Origin of the sequence: Cellulomonas sp. Root485, assembly GCF_001426705.1 — a bacterium.
Classification (GTDB): domain Bacteria; phylum Actinomycetota; class Actinomycetes; order Actinomycetales; family Cellulomonadaceae; genus Cellulomonas.
In genome coordinates, this window is the sequence record NZ_LMFC01000001.1 from 202,659 (window position 1) to 225,262 (window position 22,604).

Here is a 22,604-nt window from a genome sequence, read left to right on the forward strand (position 1 = left end):
CATGTCTCTGACCACGCGACACCGCACCGCCCTGGTGCTCCCGGCGCTCGCCGCGGCCACGGTCCTCGTGCTCGCCGGCTGCACCGGAACTCCCTCGTCGGCCGCACCACCCGACGACGACTCGACCGCCGCCACGCGGCAGGGCGACGGACCGCAGCGCTCCGGCCCGGGCGGCGGCGGAGGCGGCGCGTCCGGCGAGATCGCGTCCGTCACCGGCACCGTCATGCAGCTTCGGTCGACGGACTCGCAGACGGCGGTGACCTGGACCGACGCCACCACGTTCTCCGCGACGGTCGCCGGCACGCTCGCCGACGTGACGGTCGGCTCGTGCGTCGTGGCGGTGTCCACCAGCGCGACGGGCACGGACACCGACACCTCTGCCCCGGTCGAGGCGACGAGCGTCCAGGTCACCCAGCCGACCGACGACGGCACCTGCACCGGTGGCTTCGGTGGCGGGCCGGCCTTCGGTGGAGAACGGCCCGACGGGGCGCCGACGGACCTGCCGACCATGCCCGAGGGGGAGCGGCCCGACGGCGCCCCGACCGATCTGCCTCCCGGTGGCATGCGGTCGTTCAGCGGCGGCGCCATCGGCACGGTCACCGCGGTCGACGGCAGCACGCTGACGGTCGAGTCCACCGGGGGCGACGACGAGACGACGACGCGCACGGTCACCGTGACCGACGCGACCACGTACACGACGACGGTGGCGGCCGACGCGTCGGCGATCGTGGTCGGGCAGTGCGCCAGCGCCCGCGGCGAGGCGGACGACAGCGGCAAGGTGACCGCGACGAGCATCACCGTGTCCGCACCGACCGACGGGGAGTGCTCGATGGGGATGCTCCAGCGCTTCGGTGGGGGCCCGCAGGGCTCCACGCAGGACGGTGGCACCGATGCCTGAGCTCGCAGCCCGGCCGTCCGTCGCGCGCCGGCACCGCGCCCGCCGCCGTCGCATCGTCGCGCTGGGAACCGCCGGTGCGGTGGTCCTCATGGCTGCCGGCGGCGGGGTCGCCCTGGCCGTCGGCGGTTCCGACGACAACCGGTACCGCACCGCCGCCGCCGAGCGGGCGAGTGTCGAGCAGGTCATCGACACCGTCGGGACGATCGCGTCGGCCAGCCGGCGGGACGCGTCGTTCTCCGTCGACGGGACCGTCGCGACCGTGGGCGTGACGGTCGGGCAGGTGGTCGCGGCCGGGGACGTGCTGGCCACCCTCGACACCGAGGCGCTCCGGAACGCGGTCGAGAAGGCGCAGGCCGACCTCGCCGACGCCCAGCAGCAGCTCAGCGACGACCTCGACGCGCAGACGTCGGGCTCGTCGGCGTCCAGCTCGACCTCGAGCAGCTCGTCCAGCTCGACCCCGTCGCCCTCCGCCACCCCCTCCGCGTCTCCCTCGACGTCCACGGAGACGGAGGCCCCCGCGGCCGACGACACCCGTGGTGACTCCGTGGACCCCGCCGTCGAGCGGGCGGCGGCCGAGGTGCGCAAGGCTCAGGGGGCGCTCCTCGACCAGTACCAGCTCACCGCCGACGCCCTGACCGCCAGCAGCGCGAGCGTCACGGCCTCGCAGGCGACGTGCGCGGCGTTCCTCGCCGTCGTCGGCGGCGACATCGAGACGCCGGAGCCGGCGGCCAGCGAGCCTCCGGACGCCACCGACGCGACGGACGCGACGGACGCGACCGACCCGACCGACGCCGACGAGCCGAGCACCGAGGAGCCCGACCCGACCGCCGTCGAGCAGGCGCTCGCCGACTGCCAGGCCGCGCTGACGGGAGCCCTCGACGCCCAGACCGCGACGGACACCGAGCAGCAGGCGCTCCTGACGCTCGCCGCCGCGCTGGACCAGGCGGTGCAGGAGCTGCAGAAGGCCGTCGCGGAGTCGTCGTCGAGCCCGTCGCCGAACACCCCGTCCACGGACACCCCGTCCGCAAGCGCGCCGTCCACCAGCACCCCGTCCACCAGCACCCCGTCGTCGAGCACGCAGGCTCCCTCCGACGACAACGACACCACGACGGTCACCGCGGCGACGATCGTGGCCGACCAGGCGGCGATCGACCTGGCCTCGGCGAACGTCACGCTGGCGCAGAGCAGGCTCCCGTTCGCGACGCTGACCAGCCCGATCTCCGGCACGGTCGCCGCGGTCGCGCTGGCGCCGGGCGACGCGGTGACCGCGTCGTCGACCACCGCGGTCATCACGGTCCTCGGCCCCGACGGCTACACGGTCACCACCAGCGTCCCGTTGACGTCGATCGACATCGTGTCGGTCGGCCAGGCGGCGCAGGTGACGACGCCGAGCACGGACACGGCGCTCACCGGCACGGTCAGCAGCATCGGCATCCTCGACACGTCGACCACCGCCGACCCCGCCTACACGGTCGAGCTCGCCGTCGACCCGACGGACGAGAAGCTCTACGACGGCGCGTCCGCGCAGGTGCGGATCACGGTCGCGGGCGCCGACGAGGTGCTCACCGTCCCGACGTCGGCGGTCCACGTCGACGGGACGACCGCCACGGTCCAGGTGCTCCAGGACGGCACGCCGACCGAGGTCACCGTGACCCTCGGGGCGGTCGGCACGGAGCGCACGGAGATCACGGACGGTCTCGCGGTCGGCGACGAGGTGGTCCTGGCGGACCTCGACGAGCCGATCGAGTCCAGCACGTCGACGACCACGGGCCTGTCCGGCCTGGGGGGCGACCAGACGGAGATGATGGGGCCGCCGGAAGGGTTCGTCATGAACGGCGACCTGGGAGGCGGTCCACCGGCCGGGTTCACCCAGCGCAGCGGCGGCTGACGCCGGCGGCGGGCGCGCCCATGTGAGCGCTCACCCCGGCGCCCGCCGCACGTCGGTAGGCTCGCGACGTCGCCTTCCGGCGGCACGGAGCGGGAGGACCACGATGACCGACGAGCCCACCGGCGGCAGGCCGCAGGTCGCGGTGCTGGGCGGCGGTGTGATGGGGGAGACGCTGCTCAGTGCGCTGCTCACCGCGGGCTGGGCGCCGGAGCAGGTCGAGGTCACGGAGCGGCACGTCCCGCGGGCCGACGAGCTCGCCGGCCGGTACGGCGTCCGCACCGGCGCGTCGAACGCCGAGGCGGCCGCCCGTGCCGACGTCGTGCTCCTGGCGGTCAAGCCGAACGTGGTCGCCTCGGTGCTCGACGAGGTGTCGCAGGCCCTGCGCGGCGGCGAGCTCGTCGTCAGCGTCGCCGCCGGGCTCCCCATCTCCAGCTACGAGAAGCGCCTGCCCACCGGGCAGCCCGTCGTCCGCGTGATGCCGAACACGCCGGCCGTCGTCGGCAAGGGCGCGAGCGCCATCGCGCCCGGCACGCACGCGACCGAGGGGCACCTGGTCCTCGTCGAGACGATGCTCGCCGCCACCGGGCTCGTGGTCCGGGTGGAGGAGAAGGACCTCGACGCCGTGACCGCGATCTCCGGCTCCGGACCGGCGTACGCGTTCTACCTCATCGACGCGATGGCCGAGGCGGGGGTCCTGCTCGGACTCAGCCGGGACCTCGCCACCAGGCTCGCCGTGGCCACCGTCGAGGGGTCCGCCGCGCTCGCCGCCCAGTCGGGGGACCATCCCGCGGTCCTGCGGGAACGGGTGTCGTCGCCGGGCGGCACGACGGTCGCGGCGGTCCAGGTGCTCGACGCCCACGGCGTCCGGGCGGGCGTCGTCGCCGCCGCGGAAGCCGCCCGGAACCGGTCGCGCGAGCTCGGTCAGCAGTACTGATGAACAGTGCCGCGCGTCCGCCCGCCATGAGTGACGTCGCCGCGCTCGCGGGCGTCTCCCACCAGACCGTCTCCCGCGTGCTCAACGACCACCCGAGCGTCCGACCGGAGACCCGCGAGCGCGTCGCCGAGGCCATCGCCCAGCTGGGCTACCGCCGCAACAGCGCCGCTCGCACCCTGGTCACGCGCCGGTCCGGCACCCTGGGCGTCGTCACCCCGGCGACCGCGCTGTACGGACCGACGAGCACCCTGGTCGGGCTCGAGGAAGCCGCGCGCGTGGTCGGCTGGTTCGTCTCCGTCGCGACCATCCGGCAGTTCGACGGCGACAGCATGCACACCGCGCTCGAGCACTTCCTCGGGCAGGGCGTCGACGGCATCGCGATCATCGCGCCGACGACGGAGGTCGCCCAGGCCATCGCCGCGATCGCGTCCCCGGTCCCGGTGGTGCTCATCTCGTCGGCGTCCGACGTCCCACCCGTCCCGCACCTGCACGCGGTCGGCGTCGACCAGCGCCACGGCGCCCGGCTCGCCACGCAGCACCTGCTCGACCAGGGCTTCACCGAGGTGGTCCACGTCGCCGGCCCGCAGGACTGGTTCGACGCCCAGGACCGGCTGGCCGGCTGGCGCGAGGTCTCCGGGCCTGGCGCCCCCGAGCACATCGAGGCCGGCTGGGACGCCGCCGACGGCTACGAGCTGGGGCTGCGCATGGTCCGCGAGGGGGTGCCGAGGGCGATCTTCGCGGCGAACGACCAGCTGGCGCTCGGGCTCCTGCACGCGTTCTGGGAGAAGGGTGTGCGGGTGCCCGACGACGTGGCGGTCGTCGGGTTCGACGACGAGGTCGGCGCCGCCCACTACACACCGCCGCTGACCACCGTCCGGCAGGACTTCGGGGCGCTCGGGCGGCTCGCGGTCGACTCGCTGCAGGCGGCGTTCGCGGGCGAGGACGTCGCCCGCCAGCAGATCCCCGCAGAGCTCGTGGTCCGGGCCAGCTCGATCCGTCCCGCGGAGACCGCCCACGGAGCATGACCTCCGAGGTCATCGACACGATGACCCCCCGGACGCGACGGTTCAGGTGCACACCCACCACCACCGTCCGGAGGAGCACCATGGCCGCATCCCCTGCCCTGACCGCCGCGCCGACGAGCGAGCGGACCCTGCGCCGGGTCCTGGCGGCGGACGCGCTCGTCGGGCTCGTCGCCGCGCTCGGGCTGCTCGCCGCGACGGGCCTGTACGCCCGGCTGACCGGCCTGCCCGAGCAGGTCCTTCGGGTCGTCGGGCTGGCGCTGATCGGCTACGTGGTCGCCCTCGTGTGGACGAGCCGCGCGCGCCCGCTGCGACGACGAGCGGTCCGTGCGCTCGTCGTCGCCAACTGGGCCTGGGTCGCGGCCAGCGCGGTCCTGATCGTGACGACCCCGGCGACGCCGTTCGGGGTGGCCTACGTCATCGGGCAGGCGGTGGTCGTCGCCGGGTTCGCGGTCGCCGAGGCACGCGGGCTCGCGCGGCTGCCAGACTCGTCGGCACCATGACCCAAGGATCAGGCGCGCTGCTGCGGCAGTGGCGGGTGCGTCGGCGGTTGAGCCAGCTCGAGCTGTCGTCGCAGACGGGGGTCTCGACGCGGCACCTCAGCTTCGTGGAGACGGGCCGGTCGAGCCCGAGCCGCGACCTGGTGCTCCGGCTCAGCTCGCATCTCGACGTGCCGCTGCGTGAGCGCAACCACCTGCTGATCGCGGCCGGCTTCGCACCCGAGTACCGCGGCACCCCGCTGGACGACCCGTCGATGTCCGCGGTCCGTGCCGCGCTGCGCGTGGTGCTCGACGGGCACGGCCCCAACCCGGCGCTCGTCGTCGACCGCTCCTGGAACCTGGTCGAGGCCAACGCGGCCGTCGCCGTCCTCCTCGGCGACGTGGATCCGGCGCTGCTCGAACCTCCGGTGAACGTGCTGCGCGTCGCCATGCACCCCCGCGGCATGGCGCCCCACATCGCGAACCTGGCGGAGTGGCGGGCCCACGCGCTCGACCGGGTCCGCAGGCAGGTCGCGGCGACGGGCGACCGCGAGCTCGCCGTTCTGCTCGACGAGCTCACCGGGTATCCGGGCGGTGAAGCCGTGGGCGGCACCGGTGACGGCGTCGCGATCCCGATGGGCCTGTCCGTCGGCGGAGAGTCGCTGACGTTCCTCACCACCGTGGCGACGTTCGGCACCCCGCTCGACATCACCGTGGCCGAGCTGGTGATCGAGTCGTTCTACCCGGCAGACGACGAGACCGCCCGAGCCCTCACCCGGCTCGCGGCGTCGGTGGACCCCGCGCTGGTCGAGGCGGTGCTGAGCCGCACGCGTGGGTCCTAGGCTCGGGTCACCGCCGACGCCCCTGGAGGTCCGATGATCGACATCGCCGAGCTCGCCGAGAAGCACCTCGACGCGGCCCGCTCCGACCCGCACGGCCGGTCGGCCGGGGTCGTGGCGCACGACGGCGAGCTGCGTCAGTCGGTCATCGCCCTGACCGCCGGGTCGAGCCTGGGGGAGCACAACTCGCCCAACGCGGCGACGCTCCAGGTCTGGCGGGGGCGGGTGCGCGTCGAGTCGCCGGCCGGCGACGTGGAGGCGACCGCCGGGCACCTCTGGGTGCTGACGCATGAGCGGCACTCGGTCCACGCGGTGGACGACAGCGTCTTCCTCCTGACCACGCTGACGGGGCTGGGCCGGTCGTCGCACGGCTGACCAACCCGGCACGTGTGCCATCCTTCGGCGATGAGCGGCAACGATGCCGGGTTCGCCACGGGAAGCGCCGACGAGAAGGTGGACCGAGGACGTGATGTTAGCGCTAACATATGTCTCGGCCGCAGGCGTCCGCCGCGGTCCGTGACGTACGGAGCGGAGTCCGCGTGATGACGGTCGATCCCCACGGTGCCGATCCCCGGGAGGCCATCGCGGCCGGCCGGACGGCGATCGGCATCGAGCTGGGCTCCACGCGGATCAAGGCCGTCCTCATCGGTCCGGACCACGCCCCGCTGGCCGGCGGCAGCCACGACTGGGAGAACCAGTTCGTCGACCGCGTCTGGACGTACTCGCTCGACGCCGTCTGGTCCGGCCTGCAGGCGGCCGTCGCCGCTCTCCTGGCCGACGCCGAGGAGAAGCACGGGGTGCGGCCGACCACGGTCGGCGCCATCGGCATCTCCGCGATGATGCACGGCTATCTCGCGTTCGACGCCGCCGACGAGCTGCTCGTCCCGTTCCGCACCTGGCGCAACACGACGACCGGTGCGGCGGCGGCGGAGCTCACCGGTCTGTTCGGTCACAACATCCCGCTGCGCTGGTCGATCGCCCACCTGCGCCAGGCCGAGCTCGACGCCGAGCCGCACGTCCCGGACATCGCGTTCGTCACCACGCTCGCCGGCTACGTGCACTGGAAGCTCACCGGTCGCAAGGTGCTGGGCATCGGCGACGCGTCGGGCATGTTCCCGATCGACCCGGAGACCCGGGCGTACGACGCGCAGATGCTCGCGGCCTACCCCGGTGCATCCCTCGAGGGCCTGCTGCCCGAGGTCCTGCTCGCCGGCCAGGACGCCGGCAGCCTGACCGAGGCCGGCGCGGCGCTCCTCGACCCCACCGGCACGCTCCAGGCGGGCATCCCGCTGTGCCCGCCCGAGGGCGACGCCGGCACGGGGATGGTCGCGACGAACGCCGTCGCCCCCCGCACGGGCAACGTCAGCGTCGGCACCAGCATCTTCGCGATGGTGGTGCTGGAGAAGGCCCTGAGCAGCGTGCACCACGAGCTCGACCTGGTCACCACCCCGTCGGGCGACCTCGTCGCGATGGTGCACTGCAACAACGGCGCGAGCGAGCTCGGGGCCTGGGCCGAGGTGTTCGGCCAGTTCGCCGCGGCGCTCGGGGCGACGGCGAGCGCCGACGACGTGTTCGGCGTGCTGCTGCGGGAGGCCCTGCGCGGGGACGCGGACGGCGGCGGCCTGCTGGCCTACAACTACCTGTCGGGCGAGCCGATCACGGGGCTCGACGAGGGTCGCCCGCTCGTCGTGCGCACCCCCGACAGCCGGCTGACGCTGGCAAACTTCATGCGCACCCAGGTCTACAGCGCGTTCGGCACCCTCAGCCTCGGCATGCGGGTCCTGCGCGGCGAGGGTGTCGAGCTCGACGCGATGTTCGCGCACGGCGGCCTGTTCCGGACCGAGGGCGTGGCGCAGCGGCTGCTCGCGGCGGCCGTCGGTGCACCCGTGACCGTGGGCAGCACCGCGGGTGAGGGCGGCGCGTGGGGGATCGCGGTGCTCGCCGCGTACCTCGCAGCGGCGTCGGAGCAGGACCTGGCCGGCTATCTCGAGGAACGCGTGTTCGGCGGTGCCGTCGCGACGACGGTGGAGCCGGACGCCGACGACGTCCGCGGCTTCGACGCCTACCTCGAGCGCTACAGCGCCGGGCTGGCGATCGAGAAGGCCGCGGTGGAGGCACTGTGAGCACCTACCCGCAGGGATACCCGCACTCTGTGCTCGCTGAGATCGAGCGCACCCGCGCCGTCGTCGCCACCCTGCACGCTGAGCTCCCGCGCTGGGGCCTCGTCGTGTGGACGGCCGGCAACGTGTCGCAGCGGGTCGTCGTCGGATCGGCACCCGGCCCCGACGACCTGCTGGTCATCAAGCCGTCGGGCGTCACCTACGACGAGCTGACCCCGGAGTCGATGGTCGTGTGCGACCTCGACGGCACGCTCGTCGACGGCACCCGCGCACCGTCGAGCGACACCGCGGCGCACGCGTACGTCTACCAGCACCTGCCGCACATCGGCGGCGTCGTGCACACGCACTCGACCTACGCGACGGCCTGGGCCGCCCGCGGCGAGCCGGTGCCGTGCGTGCTGACGATGATGGCCGACGAGTTCGGCGGTGACGTGCCGATCGGCCCGTTCGCGCTCATCGGCGACGACTCCATCGGCCGCGGCATCGTCGAGACCCTGCGGGACTCCCGCAGCCCGGCCGTGCTCATGCGCAACCACGGCCCGTTCACCATCGGCAAGGACGCCAAGGCCGCGGTGAAGGCGGCCGTGATGGTCGAGGAGGTCGCGCGGACGGTGCACATCGCCCGTCAGCTCGGCGACACCGTGCCGATCGCGCCGTCCGACATCGACTCCCTGTACGCCCGTTACCAGCACGTCTACGGCCAGCAGCAGCCCACGAACACCCCGGAGAGCGACTCATGACCAAGCCCTACGCCGACCGCGAGATCTGGTTCCTCACCGGGAGCCAGGGTCTGTACGGCGAGGAGACCCTGCGGCAGGTCGCGACGCAGTCGCAGGAGATCGCCGCCGTCCTGCAGGACGTCCTCCCGGCGAAGGTCGTGTGGAAGCCCGTGCTGACCGACTCCGACGCGATCCGTCGCGCCGCGCTGGAGGCGAACGCCGACGACGCGGTCATCGGCGTGATCGCGTGGATGCACACGTTCTCCCCGGCCAAGATGTGGATCGCCGGCCTCGACGCGCTGCGCACCCCGCTGCTGCACCTGCACACGCAGGCCAACGTCGAGCTGCCGTGGGACACCATCGACTTCGACTTCATGAACCTCAACCAGGCCGCGCACGGCGACCGCGAGTTCGGGTACATCGCGACGCGCCTGGGTGCCGCGCGCAAGACGGTCGCGGGGCACGTGTCGAACCCGGCCGTCACCGCGTCGATCGACGTCTGGGTGCGGGCGTGCGCCGGCTGGGCCGCGACGCACGAGCTGAAGCTCGCCCGGTTCGGCGACAACATGCGCAACGTCGCGGTGACCGAGGGAGACAAGACCGAGGCCGAGCTGCGGTTCGGCGTCTCGGTGAACACGTGGGGCGTGAACGACCTGGTCGCCGCGGTCGAGGCGGTCTCCGACGCCGACGTGGACGCGCTCGTCGCCGAGTACGAGGACCTGTACGACGTCGTCCCGGAGCTGACCAAGGGCGGCGACCGGCACGACTCCCTGCGCTACGGCGCGCGCCAGGAGATCGCGCTGCGCACCCTGCTCGAGTCGCTGGGGGCCAAGGCCTTCACGACGAACTTCGAGGACCTCGGCGACCTGCGCCAGCTGCCCGGGCTCGCCGTCCAGCGGCTGATGGCCGACGGGTACGGGTTCGGTGCCGAGGGCGACTGGAAGACCGCGATCCTCGTCCGCGCCGCCAAGGTGATGGGCGCCGGGCTGCCCGGCGGCGCGTCGCTGATGGAGGACTACACCTACGACCTGACGCCCGGCTCGGAGCGGATCCTCGGCGCCCACATGCTCGAGATCTGCCCGACCCTGACCACGTCGAAGCCGACCCTGGAGATCCACCCGCTCGGCATCGGCGGCAAGGAGGACCCGGTCCGCCTGGTGTTCAACGCCGACCCCGGCGTCGGCGTCGTCGTGTCGCTGGCCGACATGCGCGACCGGTTCCGGCTCACCGCCAACGTGGTCGACGTCGTCCCGCCCACCGCCGACCTGCCGCACCTGCCGGTCGCGCGGGCCGTCTGGGAGCCCCGCCCCGACTTCCGCACGTCCGCCGAGTCCTGGCTGACCGCCGGGGGAGCGCACCACACGGTGCTCACGACGGCCGTCGGCGTCGAGGCGTTCGAGGACTTCGCCGAGATCGCCCGTACCGAGCTCCTCGTCATCGACGAGGCCACCACGCGCCGGGGGTTCCGCGACCAGGTCCGCTGGAACCAGGTCTACTTCCGGCTCGCCCAGGGTTTCTGAGTCCTCTCCCGCCCCCGATCATTGCTCGCGCAGACATCTGTGCATAGCGTCAGACCAGGGGCGGGAGCGATAGCAGGGAGCGGACCGATGACCGTGCAGGCGGCGGACAGGAACCGGTGGCTGCTCCGGGTCCTGCTCGTCGCCGCCGCGGGGTTGCTGCTCACCGTCCTCTGGTTCTCCACGGCTGTGCGCGCGTCGGCGCAGGACGAGGTGGCGGGGGACGGCGCCGTCGACCTCACGACGGCTCCGGCTGCCCCGACCGTCGCGGATGCGCCACCCGACGGACTCGACCCGCCCGGCAACGACCCCGTGACCCCGGTGGCCGACGAGGTCGCACCGGAACCCGCACCGCCGACGGACGTCCCGGCGCCGTTCGCTGCGGTCGAGGACGTGCTCGACCCGGCGCCACCGCTCGTCGAGGAGGCGCCGCCCGAGGTGGTCCCTGCTCCTGAGGTACCGGAGCCGCCGGTCGAGGAGACCGCGGTCGAGGCCGTCGCACCCGTGGCGCCGACCGTGGAGGCGCGCGTCGCAGCGGCGGTCGCGGAGCCCCTGGTGCTGTCGCCCGTGCTCGACGCGTCGCTGCCGCTCACCTCGCCGCAGCCCGTCGCACGCAGGGTGCACACCGCGGAGCGGCACCCGAGCACGCCGGCCGTCGCTGCCGCCGACCCGGCCGCCCCCGTCGCGGAGGTCGATCCGTGCCCGCCCGTCGCTCCGCCCGTCGTCGCCACCGCTCGCCCGGTCCGCGGGTGGAGCCACGGGCTCGACGGCGGCGGCGGGCCGGGCAGCCCCGACGACCCGGCACCGGTCGCCGTCTCGCCGCCGAGCGTCGAGCACGCCCGTGGCGGCACGAGCCGGGGCGACGACCCCAGGCCCTCGGACGGACAGGCGGCTGGTCTGCCGGCCTGGGCGAGCACCGCGACGTCGAGCGGGCGCTCCGGTGCCGACGGTGCCCTGCCTGCCGACGTCGAGCCGCCGCAGCTGCGCGTCCTGAGCTCGCGGGCGGGCCCGTGTCCTGGGCACGTTCCCGCACCTGACGTCGAGAACCTCGACCTCCCTGCGTGACCGGGCGCCTCGCGCGCCTGCGCGACACGCTCCGCGCCCGTCCGAGGCGCCCCCGCACCCGTCCAGGGAGTCCGCCGTGCACCCCTTCCTTCGCCGATCCGTCCAGACGGTCATCATCACCGGTGGCCTCGCCGCCATCGCCTTCGAGCTGGTCAGTGCCGCCGCTGCCGTCGCGATGACGGTGCTCGCCGTCGCGGCGTCGCCCGTCGCGACCCGTCCGCTGCGCTGGCCCGCCGGCCGGGGCCCATCCGCCCTCACGGAGGTCCCGACGCAGCGCCACGCCACCCCGAGGTCCTGAGCGCGCTCCGTACGCTGTGCCCATGTCCCTCGACGCCGGCACCGACGACGACGCCGGTGTCGGCCCTGCTGCCACGGCCCGTCGCCGGGGGCGCCGGCCCGCGGGGGAGGACACGCGGGGCGCCATCCTGGCGGCGGCCCGCGACGAGTTCGCGGAGCGGGGCTTCGACGGGGCGAGCATCCGGTCGGTGGCGCGTCGAGCCGACGTGGACCCGGGCCTGGTGCGGCACTACTTCCGGAACAAGTCCGACCTGTTCGCCGCCGGGATCGTGCCGAGCGGTGTCGACCCGGCGGTGCTCGTGGCGCGGATCGCGGCCGACGGTGTCGACGGGCTCGGGGAGCGGCTGCTGACCACCGTGCTGGGGATCTGGGGCCGGGACGACGGTGTCGCGCTGCGGGTGGCGTTCGCGGGGATGACGTCCGGGGAGATGCAGGCCGAGGCGCTCGCGGGGTACGTCGGCCGGGCGGTCTTCGCGCGGGTGGCGCAGCTCCTCCCTCCGCCGGACCAGCAGCTGCGGGTGTCCCTGGTCGCGTCGCAGGTCGCCGGGGTCCTGCTGGCCCGGCACGTCCTGCGGCTCGAGCCGCTCGCGTCGATGCCCGCCGAGGACGTCGTCGCCCTCGTCGCTCCCACGCTCGAGCGCTACCTGACCGGTCCGCTCTAGCCGTCCGCGCGGCGCGCCACCGAGACGGCCCAGGCGACCAGCGGGACCTGCAGAGGAAGTCGTGCCCACGCGACGGCAGGCTTCCCGGCCCACCCGCGCGCGTCGGGGCGGGAGCGGACCGCCATCGTCACGTTCCCCGGGAAGACGCCGACCAGGAGGGCGGCCGACGCCCACCCGCCGAGCCGCCTCGTCGGCGGGGCCACCAGGGCCGCGGCGCACGCGAGCTCCGCGACGCCGCTGCCCAGCACCCACGGGTCGGGGTCGCCCAGGGTGCGCGGGATGAGGGGCCGGAAGATGTCGGGCCTGCGCAGGTGCAGCACGCCCGACGTACCCAGCAGGGCGGCGAGCGCCAGGGCGGGGCCGTGCCGGCGGAGGGTGTCGGTGAGCACCCGTCACCGTAGCCACCGGTGTCGGCGTCGGGCACGTCGGGAGGTCTGTGTCGGCCTCCCTCGGTAGCGTGCGGCGCATGGACTACGCAGGCGTGATCGCCCAGGAGTCGGCGCGGATGGCGGACGCCCTCGCGCAGGCTCCACTGACCGCCCCGGTGCCGTCGTGCTCGGACTGGAGCGCCGCCGACCTGGCGTACCACCTGGGTGAGGTGCAGGACTTCTGGTCGCAGATCGTCGGCAACGCCCCCGCCGGCCCCGACGACGCCGACGACACGGAGCGCCTAGCCGACGACGAGCTCGTCCCGTTCCTGCGCACGCGCACGGAGGCGCTGCTGGCCGCGCTCGCGGCGCACGACCCGGCGGACCCGTGCTGGTCCTGGTCGTCCACGGGCGGGACGGTCGGATGGGTGCTGCGCCGCCAGGCGCACGAGGCGCTGGTGCACCGGGTCGACGCGGAGCAGACCGCCGGGTTGCCGGTGACCGACCCGGGGATCGCGCTGGCGGCCGACGGGGTGGACGAGATGCTCGGGGTCATGGTGAGCGGGCTGCCGGCGTGGGCCACGTTCACACCCGACGGCCAGCGGGTTCGCCTGCTCGCCACGGACGCCGAGCGGGAGTGGGTCCTGGCCTTCGGCCGGTTCCACGGCACGTCCCCGACCACCGGCACGGAGTACGACGAGGAGTGCGGGGAGCTCGTCGGCGGCGCGCCCTGGGAAGGGGAGGACGAGGACGTCACCGCGACGGTCGCCGGCCCTGCCTGGGACCTGGAGCTGTGGCTCTGGGGGCGCGGCGGCGTGGACGGGCTCACGGTCGACGGGGAGCAGGCGGCCGTCGACCGGCTGCGCGCGGTGATCGTGGACTCGACGCAGTAGTCCTTGCGTCACGGCCCACCGAGGAGCAGAATTCCTCGCATGGGGAATAATGCGATCGAGATCGCAGGGCTCCGGGTCGTGCGCGGCGGCACCCCCGTCATCCCGTCGCTCGACCTGGCCGTGCCGGTCGGGCAGGTCGTCGGGCTCCTCGGCCCCAGCGGCAGCGGCAAGACCACGCTCATGCGCGCCATCGTGGGTGCGCAGATCGTCGAGGGCGGCACGGTCACGGTCCTCGGCCTGCCCGCGGGCTCCGCCGCGCTACGGCGCCGGATCGGGTACGTCACCCAGTCGCCCAGCGTCTACTCGGACCTGACGGTCACGGAGAACCTGCGGTACGCGGCCGCGATCCTCGGGGTGGACGCCGCGGCGATCCGCCAGGCCCTCACGGACGTCGACCTGCTCGGGCACGCCGGCCAGTCCATCGGGACCCTGTCCGGCGGGGAGCGCGCGCGGGTGTCGCTGGCGATCGCCCTGCTGGGCAAGCCCGACCTGCTGGTGCTCGACGAGCCCACCGTCGGCCTCGACCCGGTCCTGCGCCGCGACCTGTGGGACCTGTTCCACCGCCTGAGCCGGTCCGGGGTCAGCCTCCTGGTGTCCAGCCACGTCATGGACGAGGCGGCACGGTGCGACCGCCTCATCCTGCTGCGCGGGGGAGGCGTGCTGGCCGACGGCACCCTCGCCGACCTGCTCGGCCGCACCGGCACCACCGACGCGGAGGCGGCGTTCCTGGCCCTCGTCGACGAGGCCGCAGCCGGCGACGTCGCCGCGAGAGGGGCAGTGTCATGAGTGCCACGCTGACCGCGACGGCGGTCCGGGACGTCCCGTCGCGCACGATGACGGTCACGCTCACCGCGGCGACCGCGCGCCGCGTCCTCACGCAGCTGCGGCACGACAAGCGGACCATCGCGCTCGTCGTCCTGCTGCCGTGCGTGCTGATCGGTCTGATCGCGTGGATGTTCAACGGCACCCCGGTGCTCGACCAGTTCGGTCCGCTGCTGGTGGGGCTGTTCCCGATGATGGTGATGTTCCTGGTCACCAGCGTCGCCACGCTGCGGGAACGCACGTCCGGGACGCTCGAGCGGCTGATGACCCTGCCGATCGGGCGCGGCGACGTCGTCGTCGGCTACGCCCTCGCGTTCGCCGTGCTCGCGACCGTCCAGGCGCTCGTCATCGTCGGGTTCGCGGTCTGGGTGTGCGGCATGGACGTCGCCGGGCCGATCGGGCTGGTGGTCCTCGTCGCGGTGCTGGACGCCGTGCTCGGGTGTGCGCTCGGCCTGGGCGCGTCGGCCCTCGCGAAGACCGAGTTCCAGGCCGTGCAGCTCATGCCGCTGGTCCTGTTCCCGCAGCTGATCACCTGCGGGCTGCTCATGCCGCGCGACGAGATGCCGACCGTCCTCGAGTGGATCTCCCGCGTGCTGCCGCTGACCTACGCCCTGGACGCCATGCAGCTGCTGGCCGCGGGCGGCACGTGGACCGACGTGCGCGGCGACGTGGCGGTGATCGCCGGCTTCATCGTCGGCGCCCTCGTGGTCGGCGCCGCCACCCTCCGCCGCCGCACCCCCTGAGGCCCCCGACCCGGCGCTGCCCGACCTCCGGGTCCTCGCGTCGACCGCGCCGGATGGACAGCCTGCGACGAGATCGTGAGCGGCAGCCGGCGCGGAACGACGAGTTCGGCGCTGTCCGGCGAGCTCGGCGTGGAGGAGCGAGTTCGTGCCCGCGCGTGGGGTCCCGGCGCTGCGCGAGATGCGCGACCTCTCCGAAGCGTGACCGGAATGCAACCTTTGAACGCCGCCCCTGCGTCGAATGTGAGCGCTAACATGCAGGCGAACCACCTGCTGGACCTCGGTCCAGCGGGACGCGTGTCCCGGTGCCCCGGTGCACGACGCGGCCCGACCGGCGTGGGTCGGGCCTGCGAGCGAGTGCGTTTCTCGAGGAGGAGAAGCAGATGGTCAGCAAGATGTTCAGGTCACGGTCGATCGCGGCAGGTATCGCGGTGCTCGCACTCGGTCTCGCAGCGTGCAGCAGCGGTGACTCCGGTGACGGGGAGACCGCCGGTAGTGACGGTGGCGACGGCGGCGCGATCACGGTCGGCTTCAGCCAGGTCGGCTCGGAGAGCGGCTGGCGTGCAGCCAACACCAAGTCGATCCAGGACGCCCTCACGGCTGAGGCCGGGTTCGACCTCAGCTTCTCGGACGCCCAGCAGAAGCAGGAGAACCAGATCCAGGCGATCCGGTCGTACATCGCCCAGGGTGTGCAGTACATCGCGTTCTCCCCGGTCGTCGAGTCCGGCTGGGACAGCGTGCTCGAGGAGGCCAAGGACGCCGGGATCCCCGTCATCCTGACCGACCGCGCGGTCGACTCCGAGGACACGTCGCTCTACGTGACGTTCATCGGGTCCGACTTCGTCGAGGAGGGCAAGCGCATCGGTGAGTGGGTCTCCGACAACCTCGGCACCGAGCCCATCAACGTCGTCGAGCTGCAGGGCACCACGGGCTCCGCACCGGCGATCGACCGCAAGACCGGGTTCGAGGACGCCATCGCCGGGAACGACAACATCTCGGTGATCGCCTCCGAGACCGGCAACTTCACGCGCGCCGAGGGCAAGACGGTCATGGAGGGCTTCCTCCAGGCGTACCCCGACATCGACGTGGTGTACGCGCACAACGACGACATGGGCCTGGGTGCCATCGAGGCGATCAAGGCGGCCGGCAAGGTGCCCGGCAAGGACATCAAGGTCGTCACCATCGACGGCGTCAAGGACGGCATGACCGCCCTCGCGGCCGGCGAGATCAGCTACATCGTCGAGTGCAACCCGCTGCTCGGCCCGGACCTCGCGGAGATCATCAAGACCCTCGAGGACGGCGGCACCGTCGAGCCGCGCATCGTCACCAAGGACGAGGCGTTCGACCAGGCGGGTGCGCAGGCAGTTCTGGCCGACCGCCAGTACTGACCCTTATCGCCCCGGCTGCCCGGGGGGACCTCCGCGTCCCCCCGGGCAGCACCGCCCTGCCGGTACCGTGAGACCGGCGCGGACGAAAGGTCGACGATGACCGACACAGCAGTCACCACGCAGGACCCGGCACCCATCGTCGCGATGACCGGGATCTCCATCACGTTCCCCGGGGTCAAGGCGCTCGACGGCGTCGACTTCCGGCTGTTCCCCGGCGAGGTGCACGCCCTGATGGGCGAGAACGGTGCCGGGAAGTCCACCCTCATCAAGGCCCTCACCGGCGTCTACACGGTCGACTCCGGGTCGATCGTCATCGACGGCGAGGAGCGCACGTTCGCCGGTCCCGCGCAGGCGCAGGCCGCGGGGATCAGCACCGTCTACCAAGAGGTCAACCTCTGCGACAACCTGTCGGTGGCCGAGAACATCATGCTGGGCCACGAGGTCCGCCGCGCCGGGGTGGTCGACTGGCGGCGTACCCGCAGCGCTGCCCGCGAGCACCTGCGGACCATGAACCTCGACATCGACCCGAAGTCGTCGCTGTCGTCCCACTCGCTGGCGGTCCAGCAGCTGGTCGCGATCTCGCGTGCCATGGTCGTCGACGCCCGGGTGCTCATCCTCGACGAGCCGACGTCCAGCCTCGACGCCGACGAGGTCGCCCGGCTGTTCGACGTCGTGCGCGCCCTGCGCGACCGCGGCGTCGCCATCCTGTTCGTCTCCCACTTCCTCGACCAGGTGTACGAGATCAGCGACCGCATGACGGTCCTGCGCAACGGCGCGCTGGTGGGGGAGTACCGCACGGCGGACCTGGACCGGGTCGAGCTGGTGCAGAAGATGATCGGCCGCGCGCTCGCCGTGCTCGAGGAGCTCGAGGAGGCCCCGAAGCGGTCCGTCGCCGAGCGGTCCGACACGCAGCCGTTCGTGCAGGCCATCGGTCTGGGGCGCAAGGGCACCATCGAGCCGTTCGACCTCGACGTGTACGCCGGTGAGGTCGTCGGGCTCGCGGGTCTGCTCGGCTCCGGCCGCACGGAGCTCGCGCGCCTGCTCTACGGCGCGGACCACGCGGACTCGGGCGAGCTCCGGGTCGAGGGGGTCACGACGAAGATGCGGACCCCGCGCAACGCCCTGGCGCGCGGCATCGTCTACTCCTCGGAGAGCCGCAAGACCGAGGGCATCGTCGGGGACCTGACGGTGCGCGAGAACATCGTGCTGGGCCTCCAGGCCGACCGCGGCTGGCTGCGCCGGGTCTCGAAGCGCAAGTCCGACGAGGTCGTGAACCGCTACATCGAGACGCTGGGCATCCGCCCGGCCAACCCCGAGGCGATCGCCGGCAACCTGTCCGGCGGCAACCAGCAGAAGGTGCTGCTCGCGCGGTGGCTCGCCACCGCCCCGAAGCTCCTGCTCCTCGACGAGCCCACCCGCGGGATCGACGTCGGCGCCAAGGCCGAGATCCAGAAGCTCGTCGCCGACCTCGCCGCGCAGGGCATGGCCGTGGTGTTCATCTCGGCCGAGCTCGAGGAGGTCCTGCGCCTCTCCCACCGCATCGCGGTGCTGCGCGACCGCCGCAAGGTCGCCGAGATCACCAACAACGACGACGTCACCACCGACGACGTCGTCCACCTCATCGCGAGCGGAGGGCAGTCATGAGCTCCGTCATGAGTTCGGCCGGTGCCATCACCCGGCACCGGTTGTTCTGGCCCGTCGTCGCGCTGGCCGTGCTGGTGCTGGCCTGCGTGCTGAAGTCGAACACCTTCCTCAACATCACGGTCCTGGACGGGCACCTGTACGGCGGCCCGATCGACATCGTGCGGCGCTCCAGCGTGCTGCTGCTGGTGGCCCTGGGCATGACGCTCGTCATCGCGACGCGCGGCATCGACCTGTCCGTCGGCGCCGTCATGGCGATCGCCGGGGCGGTCGCCCTGTCCCAGATCGCGGCCTCGGACAACCCGGAGTCGCTCGCCGTCGTGCTGTCCGCCATCGGCAGCGCGCTCCTGGTCTGCCTCCTGATCGGGGTGTTCAACGGGTTCCTCGTCGCGGTGGTCGGGATCCAGCCGATCATCGCCACCCTCGTGATCATGACCGCCGGCCGGGGCATCGCGATGCTCATCACCGGCGGCCAGATCACCACCGTGACCAGCGCCCCGTACAAGACGATCGCCACCGGCTACTGGCTGGGGCTGCCCGTCGCGGCGCTCATCGCCGGGTTCTTCTTCGTCGCCATGGCCCTCATCACGCGTCGCACGGCGCTCGGGGTGCTCATCGAGTCGGTCGGCATCAACCCCGTCGCCTCGCGGCTGGCCGGCGTGCGGGCCCGGACGATCATCTGGACCGTCTACATCCTGTGCGCGTTCTTCGCATGCGTCGCCGGGTTCATCCGCAGCTCCGACATCATGGCGGCCGACGCCAACAACGTGGGGCTGTTCATCGAGCTCGACGCCATCCTCGCGGTGGTCATCGGTGGCACCTCGCTGGCGGGCGGCAAGTTCTCGCTGGTCGGCACGCTGGTCGGGGTCCTGGTGATCACGACGCTCACGTTCTCGGTGACGATCCTGGGCGTCCCCGCCAACGCGGTCTCCTTGTTCAAGGCCCTCGTCGTCATCCTGGTCTGCCTGCTCCAGTCGCCCGTCGTCCGGCAGAAGCTGCGGAAACGACGAGTTGTGGCGGCCCCTGCTCCCGTGGAGGTCCCGGCCTGATGGCGACCGACCAGCTCACCCCTTCGAAGGTGCCCACGGACGCGCGAGCGTCCCTCGGCTCCCGTGTCCGACGCTTCCGCATCGACGAGCGGTACATCCCCGTCCTGGGCACGGTCGTCGTCCTGGTCGCGATGCTCATCATCGGCGGCTCCAGGTACGAGAACTTCCTCACCGGCCGCGTCATGGCCAACGTGCTCATCAACAACTCGTTCCTCGTGGTGATCGCCGTCGGCATGACGTTCGTGATCCTCACCGGGGGGATCGACCTGTCCGTCGGCGCCGTCGTGGCGCTGTCCGGCTGCGTCGCGGCCTGGATGTTCACGCACGGCTACGGTGCCGCGGTCACGATCCCGGCGGTCATCCTCGTCGGCGCCGTCATCGGGCTCGTCGTCGGCGTGATGGTCCACGTGTTCGAGATACAACCCTTCATCGCCACCCTGGCCGCCATGTTCCTGGCCCGGGGGCTCTGCTACATCGTGGCGCCCAAGTCCATCCCCATCACCGACCCGACCATCGTGTCGCTCGCCCGGACGCGCTGGGGCACCGACGACGGCCTGGTCATCACGCCGAGCGGCGTCATCGCGCTGGCCGTCGTGGCCATCGCGTTCGTGACGCTGCACTACACGCGGTTCGGTCGCACGGTCTACGCGATCGGCGGCAGCGAGCAGTCCGCGAAGCTCATGGGTCTGCCCGTGGCCCGCACCAAGGTGCTGGTGTACGTCATCAGCGGCACCTGTGCGGGGCTCGGCGGCCTGCTGTTCGCGATCTTCTCGCGGTCCGGCTACGCGCTGACCGGTGTCGGCATGGAGCTCGACGCCATCGCCGCGGTGGTCATCGGCGGCACCCTGCTGACCGGTGGCAGCGGCTTCGTCCTGGGGTCCGTCCTCGGCGTGCTGGTGCTGGGCCTGATCCAGACGATCATCACGTTCGAGGGCACCCTGAGCTCGTGGTGGACCAAGATCTTCATCGGCGCCCTGCTGCTGATCTTCGTGGTCCTGCAGCGCCTGCTGGTCATCCGCCGCCGCTAGCCCGACGTCGAGCTCGGTGGTTCGCGCCCGGCTCGGTGGTTGCAGCCACCGAGCTCGGCCCGAACCACCGAGCTCGGTGCGTCAGGGGCGCGCCGCGAAGCGTTCCAGCAGGTCCGCGTGGCCCGACACGATGATCAGGTCGTTGCCCGACAGGCGCGTGTCCGGGGTCGCGTAGACGAAGTCGATGCCCGGGCTCTTCACGCCGATCACGGTCACGCCGTAGCGCTCGCGCACCTTGGACTGCGCGAGCGTGAACCCCTGCGTCTCCTTGGGCGGGCGCATCTTGACGATGGTGAACCCGTCCTCGACCTCGATGTAGTCGAGCAGCTTGCCGGACACCAGGTGGGCCACGCGCGCGCCGGCGTCGGCCTCGGGGAGCACCACGTGGTGCGCACCGATGCGCTGCAGGATGCGCGCGTGCTCGTTGCTCACGGCCTTGGCCCAGATCTGCGGGACGCCGATGTCCACCAGGTTGCCGGTGATGAGCACCGACGCCTCGAGGTAGGACCCGACGCCGACGACCGCCACGGGGAACTCGCGCGCGCCGAGCTGCTCGAGCGCCTCGGGGTTGGCGGCGTCGGCCTCGACGAGCGCGATGCGGCCGGCCCACTGGGCGACCAGCTCGGGGTTGCGCTCGACGGCGAGCACGTCCTGGCCGAGCCGGTCCAGGGTCGCGGCGATGGAGGACCCGAACCGGCCGAGCCCGATGACGAGCACGCCCGAGTCCTTCTTCGGCGTGCGCGGTGCGTTCTGCGTCCCTTTGAGGGCGTCGCCAAACCTGTCAGCCAATGATCGGCCTCTCTTCTGGTAGCCGGATCACCCGACGACGGTTGCGCAGCGCGAGCGCGGCCGCAAGGGTCATCGTGCCGGTCCGGCCGATGAACATGAGCACGGTGAGCACGTACTTCGCCGGGTCGGGGAGGTCCGGCGTGATGCCGGTGGACAGCCCGCACGTGGCGAACGCGGAGATGACCTCGAAGAGCACCCTGTCGAGGGTCAGGTTGGTGATGGCCAGGAGAAGCAGCGACGAGACCAGCACCAGTGTCGCCGAGACCAGCGAGACGGCGATCGCGACCTGCAGGGCCTCGCGCGGGATGCGCCGCCCGTAGGCCTCGACGTCCTTGTCGCCACGGCCCTCCGCGATGATCGCGAGCAGCATGACGGCGAGCGTCGTCACCTTGATGCCACCCGCGGTCGACGCCGAGCCGCCACCGACGAACATGAGGGCGTCCATGAGGAGCCAGGTGCTCTCGTGCATCTCGCCGACGTCCACGGTGGAGAAGCCGCCGGACCGGGGCATGACCCCGGCGAACAGGGAGGCGAGCGCCGTGGCGCTGGGGCCCAGGGGCTTGAAGGTGTCCGGGTTGGTCCACTCGAAGGCCGCCACGAGGACCGATCCCGCGACGACGAGCGCGAGGCTGGTGGTCACCGTGAGCTTCGAGTGCAGGCTCCACCGCCGGGGCTCGCGCAGGCGCCGGGCCACGTTGAGGATCACGGGGAAGCCGAGCGAGCCGATGAACACGCCGATGATGATGGGCATCAGCACCCACCAGTCGGACACGAACGGCTCCAGCCCGTACGGCGTCGGCACGAAGCCGGCGTTGTTGAACGCGGAGATCGCGTAGAAGATCGAGTGCCAGGCCGCCTCGCCCAGGTCCTCGTCGAACATGAGGAACCGCGGGAACAGGACCAGCGCGATGGTCAGCTCGAGCGCGACGGACGTGATGATGACGGTCCGGATCAGCGACCCGACCTCCCCGAGCCGCGTCTCCTTGGTCTCCGACGAGACCAGCAGCCGCTGCGTCAGGCCGATGCGCCGGGACACGGCCATGCCGAGCAGCGACGCGAGCGTCATCACGCCGAGGCCACCGATCTGGATGGCGACGAGGATGACGACGAGGCCCCACGCCGACCAGTACTCGCCGGTCGGGACCACGACCAGGCCGGTGACGGTGCTGGCGGAGGTCGCCGTGAACAGCGCGTCGACGAACGGGGCGCGCTGTCCGGTGGCCGTCGCCCACGGGGCGGAGAGGCCGAGCGTGATCGTGCCGATCACCAGGCCGAACACCCCGAGCGCGAGCCGGGCCGGGGACTGCCGTGCCGAACGGTCGACGTACTCGCGCCACCGCCACGCCACGCCCGGGCCACCCCGCGCCATCACACCTCCCGCAACCGGCCCGGCGCTCGCCGGTCGGGGCAACTCTGGCATGTCCCGGGCGTGTGGTTCGACCCGAC

The 22,604-nt window shown here is 72.7% G+C and carries 23 protein-coding genes; 20 read left to right on the forward strand and 3 right to left on the reverse strand.

Features of this window, described 5'->3' with window-relative positions:
- Position 1: 1 nt before the first annotated feature.
- From ASD16_RS00960 to ASD16_RS01020, 13 genes are all read left to right on the forward strand, one after another.
- On the forward strand, positions 2–898 hold the full coding sequence (locus ASD16_RS00960) for a hypothetical protein (RefSeq protein WP_055911933.1): 897 nt from the start codon (positions 2–4) through the stop codon (positions 896–898).
- A complete protein-coding gene (locus tag ASD16_RS00965; protein WP_157453748.1) occupies positions 891–2,786 on the forward strand; it encodes an HlyD family efflux transporter periplasmic adaptor subunit in 1,896 nt (631 codons plus the stop codon). Before ASD16_RS00960 ends, ASD16_RS00965 begins: the two co-directional genes overlap by 8 nt.
- A gap of 103 nt (positions 2,787–2,889) precedes the next feature.
- Positions 2,890–3,720, forward strand: coding sequence for a pyrroline-5-carboxylate reductase (gene proC / locus ASD16_RS00970; protein ID WP_055911937.1), 831 nt, complete (start codon positions 2,890–2,892; stop codon positions 3,718–3,720).
- On the forward strand, positions 3,720–4,745 hold the full coding sequence (locus ASD16_RS00975; RefSeq protein WP_235523062.1) for a LacI family DNA-binding transcriptional regulator: 1,026 nt from the start codon (positions 3,720–3,722) through the stop codon (positions 4,743–4,745). Before proC ends, ASD16_RS00975 begins: the two co-directional genes overlap by 1 nt.
- A gap of 80 nt (positions 4,746–4,825) precedes the next feature.
- Complete coding sequence (locus tag ASD16_RS00980) at positions 4,826–5,245, forward strand: hypothetical protein (protein WP_157453749.1); 420 nt, start codon at positions 4,826–4,828, stop codon at positions 5,243–5,245.
- Positions 5,242–6,063 (forward strand): helix-turn-helix transcriptional regulator, encoded by an 822-nt coding sequence (locus tag ASD16_RS00985; protein ID WP_055911943.1) that lies wholly within the window; start codon positions 5,242–5,244, stop codon positions 6,061–6,063. The genes ASD16_RS00980 and ASD16_RS00985 overlap by 4 nt, the downstream gene beginning before the upstream one ends.
- 33 nt (positions 6,064–6,096) lie before the next feature.
- Positions 6,097–6,435 (forward strand): hypothetical protein, encoded by a 339-nt coding sequence (locus ASD16_RS00990; RefSeq protein ID WP_055911946.1) that lies wholly within the window; start codon positions 6,097–6,099, stop codon positions 6,433–6,435.
- A 167-nt stretch (positions 6,436–6,602) separates the two neighbouring features.
- Positions 6,603–8,183, forward strand: a complete 1,581-nt coding sequence (locus ASD16_RS00995) for a xylulokinase (protein WP_055911948.1) — start codon at positions 6,603–6,605, stop codon at positions 8,181–8,183.
- Positions 8,184–8,212: 29 nt separating this feature from the next.
- Entirely contained in the window at positions 8,213–8,920 is a 708-nt protein-coding gene (locus ASD16_RS01000; RefSeq protein ID WP_235523063.1) for an L-ribulose-5-phosphate 4-epimerase, read from the forward strand.
- The gene (gene araA, locus ASD16_RS01005) at positions 8,917–10,419 is read left to right on the forward strand and encodes an L-arabinose isomerase (RefSeq protein ID WP_055911952.1); all 1,503 of its coding nucleotides are present in this window, start codon (positions 8,917–8,919) and stop codon (positions 10,417–10,419) included. Before ASD16_RS01000 ends, araA begins: the two co-directional genes overlap by 4 nt.
- An 87-nt stretch (positions 10,420–10,506) precedes the next feature.
- Positions 10,507–11,481, forward strand: coding sequence for a hypothetical protein (locus ASD16_RS01010; RefSeq protein ID WP_055911953.1), 975 nt, complete (start codon positions 10,507–10,509; stop codon positions 11,479–11,481).
- Positions 11,482–11,557: 76 nt separating this feature from the next.
- The gene (locus ASD16_RS01015; RefSeq protein WP_055911955.1) at positions 11,558–11,779 is read left to right on the forward strand and encodes a hypothetical protein; all 222 of its coding nucleotides are present in this window, start codon (positions 11,558–11,560) and stop codon (positions 11,777–11,779) included.
- Positions 11,780–11,801: 22 nt separating this feature from the next.
- Positions 11,802–12,440 (forward strand): TetR family transcriptional regulator, encoded by a 639-nt coding sequence (locus tag ASD16_RS01020; protein ID WP_055911957.1) that lies wholly within the window; start codon positions 11,802–11,804, stop codon positions 12,438–12,440.
- Here the strand turns inward: ASD16_RS01020 and ASD16_RS01025 are convergent.
- Positions 12,437–12,829, reverse strand: a complete 393-nt coding sequence (locus ASD16_RS01025) for a DoxX family protein (RefSeq protein ID WP_055911959.1) — start codon at positions 12,827–12,829, stop codon at positions 12,437–12,439. The genes ASD16_RS01020 and ASD16_RS01025 overlap by 4 nt on opposite strands.
- 77 nt (positions 12,830–12,906) lie before the next feature.
- Here ASD16_RS01025 and ASD16_RS01030 point away from each other — a divergent pair, with 77 nt between their 5' ends.
- The 7 genes from ASD16_RS01030 to yjfF all read left to right on the forward strand — a co-directional run bounded on the left by ASD16_RS01030 (position 12,907) and on the right by yjfF (position 20,369).
- On the forward strand, positions 12,907–13,701 hold the full coding sequence (locus ASD16_RS01030; RefSeq protein ID WP_055911961.1) for a maleylpyruvate isomerase N-terminal domain-containing protein: 795 nt from the start codon (positions 12,907–12,909) through the stop codon (positions 13,699–13,701).
- Positions 13,702–13,740: 39 nt separating this feature from the next.
- Positions 13,741–14,487: an ABC transporter ATP-binding protein gene (locus ASD16_RS01035; protein WP_055911963.1), complete on the forward strand. Its 747-nt coding sequence runs from the start codon at positions 13,741–13,743 to the stop codon at positions 14,485–14,487.
- 47 nt (positions 14,488–14,534) lie between these two features.
- On the forward strand, positions 14,535–15,266 hold the full coding sequence (locus ASD16_RS01040; protein ID WP_055915517.1) for an ABC transporter permease: 732 nt from the start codon (positions 14,535–14,537) through the stop codon (positions 15,264–15,266).
- Positions 15,267–15,646: 380 nt separating this feature from the next.
- The gene (locus ASD16_RS01045) at positions 15,647–16,651 is read left to right on the forward strand and encodes an ABC transporter substrate-binding protein (RefSeq protein WP_082570532.1); all 1,005 of its coding nucleotides are present in this window, start codon (positions 15,647–15,649) and stop codon (positions 16,649–16,651) included.
- Between the two features lie 96 nt (positions 16,652–16,747).
- Positions 16,748–18,295, forward strand: a complete 1,548-nt coding sequence (locus tag ASD16_RS01050) for a sugar ABC transporter ATP-binding protein (RefSeq protein ID WP_055911965.1) — start codon at positions 16,748–16,750, stop codon at positions 18,293–18,295.
- Complete coding sequence (locus tag ASD16_RS01055) at positions 18,292–19,341, forward strand: ABC transporter permease (RefSeq protein ID WP_235523064.1); 1,050 nt, start codon at positions 18,292–18,294, stop codon at positions 19,339–19,341. Before ASD16_RS01050 ends, ASD16_RS01055 begins: the two co-directional genes overlap by 4 nt.
- On the forward strand, positions 19,341–20,369 hold the full coding sequence (yjfF, locus tag ASD16_RS01060; protein ID WP_055911967.1) for a galactofuranose ABC transporter, permease protein YjfF: 1,029 nt from the start codon (positions 19,341–19,343) through the stop codon (positions 20,367–20,369). The genes ASD16_RS01055 and yjfF overlap by 1 nt, the downstream gene beginning before the upstream one ends.
- 81 nt (positions 20,370–20,450) lie before the next feature.
- Here yjfF and ASD16_RS01065 read toward each other — a convergent pair whose 3' ends face one another.
- Positions 20,451–21,086 carry a TrkA family potassium uptake protein gene (locus ASD16_RS01065; RefSeq protein ID WP_235523065.1) on the reverse strand — a complete coding sequence of 212 codons (636 nt, stop codon included), beginning with the start codon at positions 21,084–21,086 and terminating at the stop codon, positions 20,451–20,453.
- A 64-nt stretch (positions 21,087–21,150) separates the two neighbouring features.
- Positions 21,151–22,527 carry a TrkH family potassium uptake protein gene (locus ASD16_RS01070; RefSeq protein ID WP_055911971.1) on the reverse strand — a complete coding sequence of 459 codons (1,377 nt, stop codon included), beginning with the start codon at positions 22,525–22,527 and terminating at the stop codon, positions 21,151–21,153.
- Positions 22,528–22,604: the final 77 nt, after the last annotated feature.